Origin of the sequence: Bradyrhizobium sp. RD5-C2 (genome assembly GCF_019972155.1) — a bacterium.
GTDB lineage: Bacteria > Pseudomonadota > Alphaproteobacteria > Rhizobiales > Xanthobacteraceae > Bradyrhizobium.
Map to the genome: position 1 here is coordinate 533,757 of NZ_BOVL01000020.1, position 7,732 is coordinate 541,488.

Here is a 7,732-nt window from a genome sequence, read left to right on the forward strand (position 1 = left end):
TTCATGGCACTCTACGGCCCAATCACGCATTTCCTGCTGAATCAGTACATTCCGGGTCACAGGTTGGGAAAGGCAATAAATGGGTAATTACGATGGTCCATTGAGCCGCGGCACTACCGGACTAAATTCGAGTGGCGATCCGCGCGTTCGCACATCCCAATGGATCTGATGCAACTTCGAATTGACGATCAACAGGGCCGATCAATCGAAAATGCGGGCGGGAAGCCCTGCCTCGCAGCAAATGAGGGAACCAACCCCGGTTTGCCGATCGTCCGCCTCGATGGCGGCCCGCGCGTCAGCGATGTTGACGTGTTGGTACGCCGACAGATTCCGAGGGCTTCATCCTGGTGACCACGTCGCAGAAAGTTGCCGTCATGCCGAACTCCACACCGCGCAAGCGTTTCAGGTCCAGTATCCTGGACAACGGCCTCGGCGGTTACATCAAATGGGGCTTGGTCGCCCTCGGCTTGGCGATTTCAGTGACCCAAGCGAAAGCCGAGTATCTCGTCAATGTCGGAGATGTGCTGGAGGTCGCGGCCGCGGGCGTGCCGGAGCTGCGATCTCGTGCAGCCGTCCAGACGGACGGCAACATATCGTTGCCGCTCGTCGGAGTGCTTCAGGTAGCCGGCCTGAGCTTGCCGCAGATCCGAGCCAAGGTCGGCACCGCACTGGCGAACAAGGTGTTTCGACAGAGAAGTCCAGAAGGGCGCGAAAGCGTCATCGTGATAGATGCAGATGAAATCACTGCAACCGTGGCGGACTACAGGCCGATCTACATCAATGGCGATGTCTCGAAGCCGGGCCAGTATCCTTACCTTCCGTCGATCACCGCACGTCAACTCATAGCAGTGGCAAGCGGTTATGACATCATGCATGTGAGAATGAACAATCCGTATCTCGATCTGGCGGACATGAGAGCCGAGTACGGATCGCTCTGGACGGAATTCGCCAAAGAGCAGGCGCGCTTGTGGCGTATCAAGACGGAACTTGGAGAGGCGACCCAGATCGCTCCGAACGCTGCGAAGGAGGCACCGATCGCTCGATCGGCGATTTCGGAAATCTTCAATGCTGAAACGGAGTACCTGAAGGCGAAGCAGAGTGACTATCAGCAGGAGAAGGAGTTCATCCAGCGCGGTGTTCGGCAGGGAGACGAGGAAGTGCGCGTGCTGTCCGAGCAGCAAAAGCGGGAGGAAGAGGGATTTCAGTCGGACCAGGAAGAACTGCAAAAGGCGCAAGATATGTTCGCCAGAGGCACCCTGACCAGCCCGCGCGTCACGGATGCGCGTCGGGCGGTTCTGCTGTCGTCAACCAGGAAGCTGCAGACCTCTGCGCAGCTGCTGCAGGTCAAGAAGCAACAGGATGATCTCGTCAGAAGGCTGACAAAGCTCGATGACCAGCGGCGACTTGACCTGCTGCGCGAGCTGCAGGACACGAGCTTAAGGCTTAACCAGGTTCGCGAGAGACTGCAGGCCGTGGGTGAGAAGATTCAGTACACCGCGATGGTTCGATCACAGCTCGTGCGAGGAAGCGGAAGCAAGCCCGACATTACCATCGTCAGGAAAGGCAAGAACGGGCCGGAACAGATTGCCGCGAACGAAGACACCGAGTTGCAACCAGGCGACACGGTCGAGGTCTCCTTGCGATACCAGGATCTTCCTGACGTGCCTTCCCGAAAGCTGAGTGGCTTGAGCCCGTCGCCGGCGACGGGCCGAACTGCGGTGACGGAAGCTGATCCGCCTTCAGTCGGCATCAGATGATGAGGTCGGTCCGCTCGGTCACGGTTGCGAGCTGATCGGTCAGGCACGGCGCTTGTCCGCAAATATCAGCGATGCAGCGCGTCCAGCCGAGCTTTCGCCTCCTTGATTCCTGCGGCATCGGCCTTGGCATACAGGGCTCTTGCTCTGCTCGCATCGCCGCGGGTACCGTAAGTTCCCCATTTCGCCAGAACCAACGGATCGTAGGTTTCTGCCAGCGCGAAGCTCGCCTGGGCGCTGCCCATCTCGACGGCGCGCTCAAGCACAAGCCGCGCCGCGCCTACATCGCCCTGCCGGAGCAGGGCATTTGCACGCAGGATCAACCCTGCGGCCTCTGCAAGCTGCTCGGAAGCAGGCTGAGCGACAGCGGGAGCACGCGCCTGAGGCACTTGCTCGGCTATCGGATTGGCAGCCACTGCGATCGAGCCGGACTTGTCCGGGCCGGACGAGCCGGTCGTCAAGGCATCTGACGCAGCGCCAGTCTCCTTGCGACCCTGTGCCTCATACGCCTGGATCGCGCTCCGCGACAGGAAGACGTTCTGCGCCTTCGCGCCTGCGCTCTCGGCGCGCAATTGCCTCAGCTCGGCAGCGCCGGCTTCCGTTGCCTTCTTCTGCAGCAAGACCTCCTCGCTCGCCTTTGCGGCCTTCGCCGCCTGGGCCTCACTATCGCGACGCGCTGCTGCCAGGTCCTGTTCCAGCCGCACCGACCGCTCGCGTTCCTTTTGCAGATCCGCCGCGCCATTCTTCCCCGCGGATGTCAGCCGGGACAGGTCTTCGACCGCTTTGGCTACCAGTGCAGTCTTGGACTCGACATCGCGCCGCGCCGTCGTCAGATCCTGCTCCAGCCGTGCGGATCGCTCGCGCTCCTTTTGCAGATCCACAGCGGCGGTCTTGCCGGCTGTTTGCAGCTTGGATGTTTCCTCACCTGCCTGCGTCGCCAGCGCGGCCTTGCTCTCGAGATCACGTCGCGCCGCCACCAGATCCTGCTCCAGCCGCGCAGATCGCTCACGCTCTTTCTGCAGGTTCGCTGCAGCGCCCTTGACCGCTACTTGCAGCCGTGTGGCTTCCTCGCCTGCTTGCGTCACCAGCGCGATCCTGCCCTCGATATCACGTCGCGCCGCCACCAGATCCTGCTCCAGCCTGTCAGCCCGCTGACGCGCAGCTTGCAGCAGATTCTGCGCCTCCGCCGCGCCGTTCTCCTTCTCCCGTTTCAATTGGGCTGTTTCATCGCTCGCCTTCGCCGCCAGTGCGGCTTGCGCTTCGACATCACGGCGCGCCGTCGCGAGGTCCTGCTCCAGCCGGGCCAATTGTGCGTCGGGTGAGGCCTTGTGAGCTGAAGCCGCGCCGCCTTCAGCCGCGCGCCTGAGCTCCGCTACTTGTTCTCCAGCCTTAAGGGCCTGCGCCTCGTATGCGTAGATCGAGCTGCGTGCCTGGGACAGTTCCAAGGACATCGCGTCGACCTTCGCCCGCGACTGCTTCAGATCGACGGACACGGCTTCCACCGACAGCTTCTGACGCGAGACTTCCTCGCCCGCCTTTGCCGCCAGTGCAGTCTGGGCCTCCAGGTCACGCCGCGCTGCCGCGAGATCCTGCTCCAGCTGCGCGGACCGCTCCTCCTCTTTCTGTAGATCCGGCGTTCCGCGATCCCCCGCGGCTTTCAGGCGGGATGCTTCCTCGCTCGCTTTCGTTGCAAGCGCCGTCTGAGCCTCCAGATCACGCCGCGTCGCCGCGAGATCCTGATCCAGCCGCGCAGACCGTTCGCGCTCCTGCTGCAGGGATACCTCCAGCTTGGCTGCGCCGCTCTCGCCCGCCGCCTTCAGGCGGGACGCTTCCTCGCTCGTTTTCGTCGCCAATGCGGTCTGGACCTCCAGATCACGCCGCGCCGCCGCAAGATCCCGACCCAGCCGCACAGATTGCTCGCGTTCCTGCTCCAAGTCCGCCGCGTCCCTCTCCCCCGACTGCCTGAGGCGGGACGCCTCCTCGCTCGCTTTCGTCGCGATCGTGGTCTGTGTCTCGAGCTCGCCTCGCGCGACCACGAGGTCCTGCTCGAGACGTGCGAGCCGCTCCGGGTCGCGATCTGACCCGGTATCGCTCGCGGTCGCTTGCCCGAGTTCGGCCAGCTCTCCTCCAACCGCACGGACTTGAGCCTCGTAGGCCTGAACTGCACTCCGCGCCAAGGAAAGGCCGTGCGCCGGCACTCCGCCCCTTGCAGGCACTTGGCTCGTCTCGGCCGCGCCGATCTTGCCCGCTCGCTTCAGCTGCAAAGCCTCCTCGCCTGCCCGTGCCGCCAGCGCGGTCTGGGTCTCGACGTCGCGTCGCGCCGCCGCGAGATCCTGTTCCAGCCTTGTTGCCCGCTCACGCACTTGTTGCAACGCATCCTGCCCCCCCTCGCCACCCTGCACGGCCTGCTTCACCCGGGCGGCATCTTCGACGGCCTTACTGGCCAGGGCAGTCTGGACCGCGACGTCGCGTCGAGCCGCGGCAAGATCCTGCTCCAACATCTCGGCTCGCTCGCGCTGTTGCTCGATGCGCTGCAACAAGCCAATGTCAAGCCTTGCAGTCGAGAGTTCGCAGGATAGGCTCTTGCCCAAATCGGGCACCTGGTCCGAGGGAGGCCCGCTCTGGTCGCGCGCTCCCTGTACTGTCAGCATCGGCCGCTCGATATCGCCTTCGCCCCGCGGCGCGACTTTGGAATTGCCATCTTCCGCCGCAGTGGCCGAATTGGTATTGCGAACGGCCACCGTCTGCCGCGCATCCGCAGCGAGACGGACCGGATCGGGCGACGCCCGTGTCGTTTCGGGTACCCACGCGGTTGCGAGCATGGCGACGGTCGTCGTCCACAACAGCACGGGCTGTGCAACACTGAGCAGACGTCGCGGCGGTGCGCCTGCGATGTCGCAGGCGGGGCTTACTTCGTCATCCAGGAGAACCGTGCGTTCCATCCGTAATCACCTTTCGTATGGCGACACGATCTGTCGAGGTGAGGCGTCAAGTCCCCTACCCTCGGCGCGAGGCCCCGCATTGAGGCCCTTTCCAGACAAGGCCGTGCGTCACGGCTTTACATAGGACCAACCCTTCTCCTGCAGCTCCATCACGCGCACGACGCCGGACTTCACCACCTCCGCTTGACGAATGATCGGGATGTCCTTCTTCTCGGCACTATGCATTTTCTCCTGCGTATTGCCGCAGGCCTTGAACGAAATTTCCGGCGTACTTAGCGCCATCTCCTCAATTCGGGACTTCACCGGCGACGTGTCCTCGCGGAGCATGTGCAGGCCGGGTCCGAATGTGACCACCTCGATCTTCACCTTCTCGCCGAGATCCTTGTAATACTGTGCGACGTTGGTCGCATTGTTGAGTGCGAGATTCATGGCGGCAGGGTCGTTCGTATTCACTTGCAGGATCAGGTTGTGCGCCTTGGCGTTGGTTGGAATCCGGGCGTTAGCGTTGAGGATGGATCGCTCTTTTCTGTGAGCGGTCTCCTTGCGCGCAACATGGGCCTTTCGCGCACCATGATCACTGTCCGCAGCGGTGTTCGTTATCATTGGCGTCCAGTAACGTCCGCCGCCCTGCTCAGCCGCAGCGTAGGGAGCGGCAAGCAGGATCGTTGCGGCTCCGATGGTAGCTATCGTCGCAATATGCTGAAACACACGCATGGTACCTCTCCTATTGAACACACGTCATCAAATCCTCTATCCGTTGGGCTTGGCGGCCGGTTGCGGCCACTTGCAGGCGGCGGAGATCTTCGCGCGCACCGCATCCAAACCACCCAACGGAAACACCGCGTCCAGCGCGTCACCCGTTCGGGGGGCAAGGTGAATAGCGAGACTTCCGCCGTCCGGAAGGGACTGCAGCAAGCGCGCTACGTCGCCACCGAACGCTACGCCCGTCCCGGACGCCGGCACGGTTGCATTGATCTGCTGTGGTTGACCGTCGTTGATACGATAGGCGAGCGCATATCCGTCGGTGCGACCGGACACGCGGGATCCTCCGACGATCAATTCGCTCCGTCCGCCACGGCAGCGGATCGAGAGCGTCATTCCGCTTTCGCCGATACCATCGCGAGATGCCGTCGTGGCGGTGGCAACGGGTGAGTAGTCGAGAGGCGATGTCGTCAGGCTGATGACCCAGTTGTTGAGCTGGTTCGGCTGGGACGGCGTTGACGTTCGCGACAGCTTCTCGGAGCACTCGATCCCTTCCGGGCGCTCCATGGAGGAGCAACCACGAAGCTGAGCAATGCGACGAGGTCCTTCCGCCTGTGCCGAGGCAATACCGGTTGCCAGCAAGAATCCAGCCACCATCCGGATCGCCGCGCGTCTCATTGCGATGGATTTGTGGCGGCGCGCGGCCCGCGATCAAGCCATGCCTGCGCCGCAGAGAAACGCGTCAGGCCGGGAACGGTCGCCGCGAGATTGATCGTCTTCCACTTCTGGTCGAAGCCAGGCTGCTGCAGCTTGTCGATCCGCGAGAACAGGGACTCCACGAAGCGCGCAATGCGTTCGTAACGGTTCGACTTGACCGGGAAGTTAAAGGCCACCAGGGCGGTCGGCACCGCGATTGTCGCGACGCGCTCGCCCGGCTTGATAAGATTGGGGTACTCCGCGGCCTCTAGCGAGGCGGGAAGATAGAAGTCCTCAAACTTTTTGTCATAGGGGACGGGCAGGAATTTGAATCCGGGCTCCCAGCGGCCGCGCACGAACGCGTCCACGGGCTTGGAGGTGATGAAGACGACCGCGGCCATCTCACCTTTGCGCATCTGCTCGAGCGCGACTTGATGAGGAATGAAGGTCTTTTCCACGTCGAGACCAAGGCGGCTGAAGATCAGCGGTCCCGAATAGGCCGCGGCAGTCCCCAGGTTGTTGAAGTTGACCTTCTTTCCAACGAGATCGCTCAGACTCTGAATCTCGGGACGGACGAAGATATGCAGTTCGGACGGAAACAGGTTCAGCACGTAGGCCAGCCGTTGCTGGATGTCCGGCACCTGGCTCTTGTATTCATCGAGCACGTCGGAATTGATGATGGCGGCATCGATGCCGCGCAAATACAGCAATGAGTTCACGTTCTCGGTCGGACCGCGTGTCACGACCGGCAAGACGTGCAGCTTGTCGCCGTCGTCCACAACGCGCGCCATTTCGGCCGCGAGGCGAATAGGTGCGCCCTCGAGCAGGCCACCGGCGAGGCCGATAGTCCAGGCATTCATCGTCACTTGCGGCTTTTCTGGCTGAGGTTCTCGCCGCAACTGACGAGATGCAGCAGGTTGCGCCTGCACACCCACGCTGAATAGCGGAATGCTGGTGAGCACCAGCATCGCGAGCACGAGCAACGGACGCAATCCACCCCTTCCGGTCGATGGCACTGCTGCGCTTGTTTTGCCCATCTGGCTCTGCCCTCGCCAATCCGAAATTTCCTCGTAGTTTCGTGCAGTTCGCCCTCGCGCGCTATTTCCCCTTGGAGGAGCCCCCTAACCATTCCGGATTATGCGCTGTGGCTACCCGGACCTGACGGAGGGATCGATCGGCGGGTGCAACACCACATCCCGGGGACACCGTCTGGCCGCTGGGTCCGCTGCAGTTCGACACACCGATCAAAATGCACGCCGGAATATCCACGGGCGCACGGTTTCGCCGTGCTAGTGTCACGGCAGTCGCCGGCACCGTCGATCGCGGCCCCCTTCGCTCGACTGGTCTTTGAGCGCGGACACGACAGGACTTGAGGCATCGATGGATCGACGAATTATTCCCCTGATCATGTGCGGCGGCGCAGGGACGCGGCTCTGGCCGGCGTCGCGCGAGGTGCATCCGAAGCAGTTCCTGTCCTTGTTCGGGGCGCGCTCGACCTTCCAGGATACGCTGCTGCGGGTCTCCGAGGCCGGCCTGTTCGAGCGGCCGATCGTCATCACCAACGAGGCCTATCGCTTCATGGTGCTGGAGCAGCTCGCCGAGATCGGCCGCGAAGCCGATGTGCTGCTGGAGCCGATG

The 7,732-nt window shown here is 62.6% G+C and carries 6 protein-coding genes; 2 read left to right on the plus strand and 4 right to left on the minus strand.

Features of this window, described 5'->3' with window-relative positions:
• The first annotated feature begins 347 nt into the window (after positions 1 to 347).
• Positions 348 to 1,757 carry a polysaccharide biosynthesis/export family protein gene (locus BraRD5C2_RS27315; protein WP_223973935.1) on the plus strand — a complete coding sequence of 470 codons (1,410 nt, stop codon included), beginning with the start codon at positions 348 to 350 and terminating at the stop codon, positions 1,755 to 1,757.
• Positions 1,758 to 1,822: 65 nt separating this feature from the next.
• Here BraRD5C2_RS27315 and BraRD5C2_RS27320 read toward each other — a convergent pair whose 3' ends face one another.
• The 4 genes from BraRD5C2_RS27320 to BraRD5C2_RS27335 form a co-directional block, all read right to left on the minus strand.
• Entirely contained in the window at positions 1,823 to 4,696 is a 2,874-nt protein-coding gene (locus BraRD5C2_RS27320; RefSeq protein WP_223973937.1) for a hypothetical protein, read from the minus strand.
• 108 nt (positions 4,697 to 4,804) lie between these two features.
• Entirely contained in the window at positions 4,805 to 5,410 is a 606-nt protein-coding gene (locus BraRD5C2_RS27325; protein ID WP_223973939.1) for a DsrE family protein, read from the minus strand.
• Between the two features lie 36 nt (positions 5,411 to 5,446).
• On the minus strand, positions 5,447 to 6,055 hold the full coding sequence (locus tag BraRD5C2_RS27330) for a hypothetical protein (protein ID WP_223973948.1): 609 nt from the start codon (positions 6,053 to 6,055) through the stop codon (positions 5,447 to 5,449).
• 17 nt (positions 6,056 to 6,072) lie between these two features.
• On the minus strand, positions 6,073 to 7,062 hold the full coding sequence (locus BraRD5C2_RS27335) for a TAXI family TRAP transporter solute-binding subunit (RefSeq protein WP_374708052.1): 990 nt from the start codon (positions 7,060 to 7,062) through the stop codon (positions 6,073 to 6,075).
• 412 nt (positions 7,063 to 7,474) lie between these two features.
• Here BraRD5C2_RS27335 and BraRD5C2_RS27340 point away from each other — a divergent pair.
• Positions 7,475 to 7,732, plus strand: a 258-nt coding sequence (locus tag BraRD5C2_RS27340; protein ID WP_249788337.1) for a sugar phosphate nucleotidyltransferase, incomplete at its 3' end; no start/stop codon positions are given.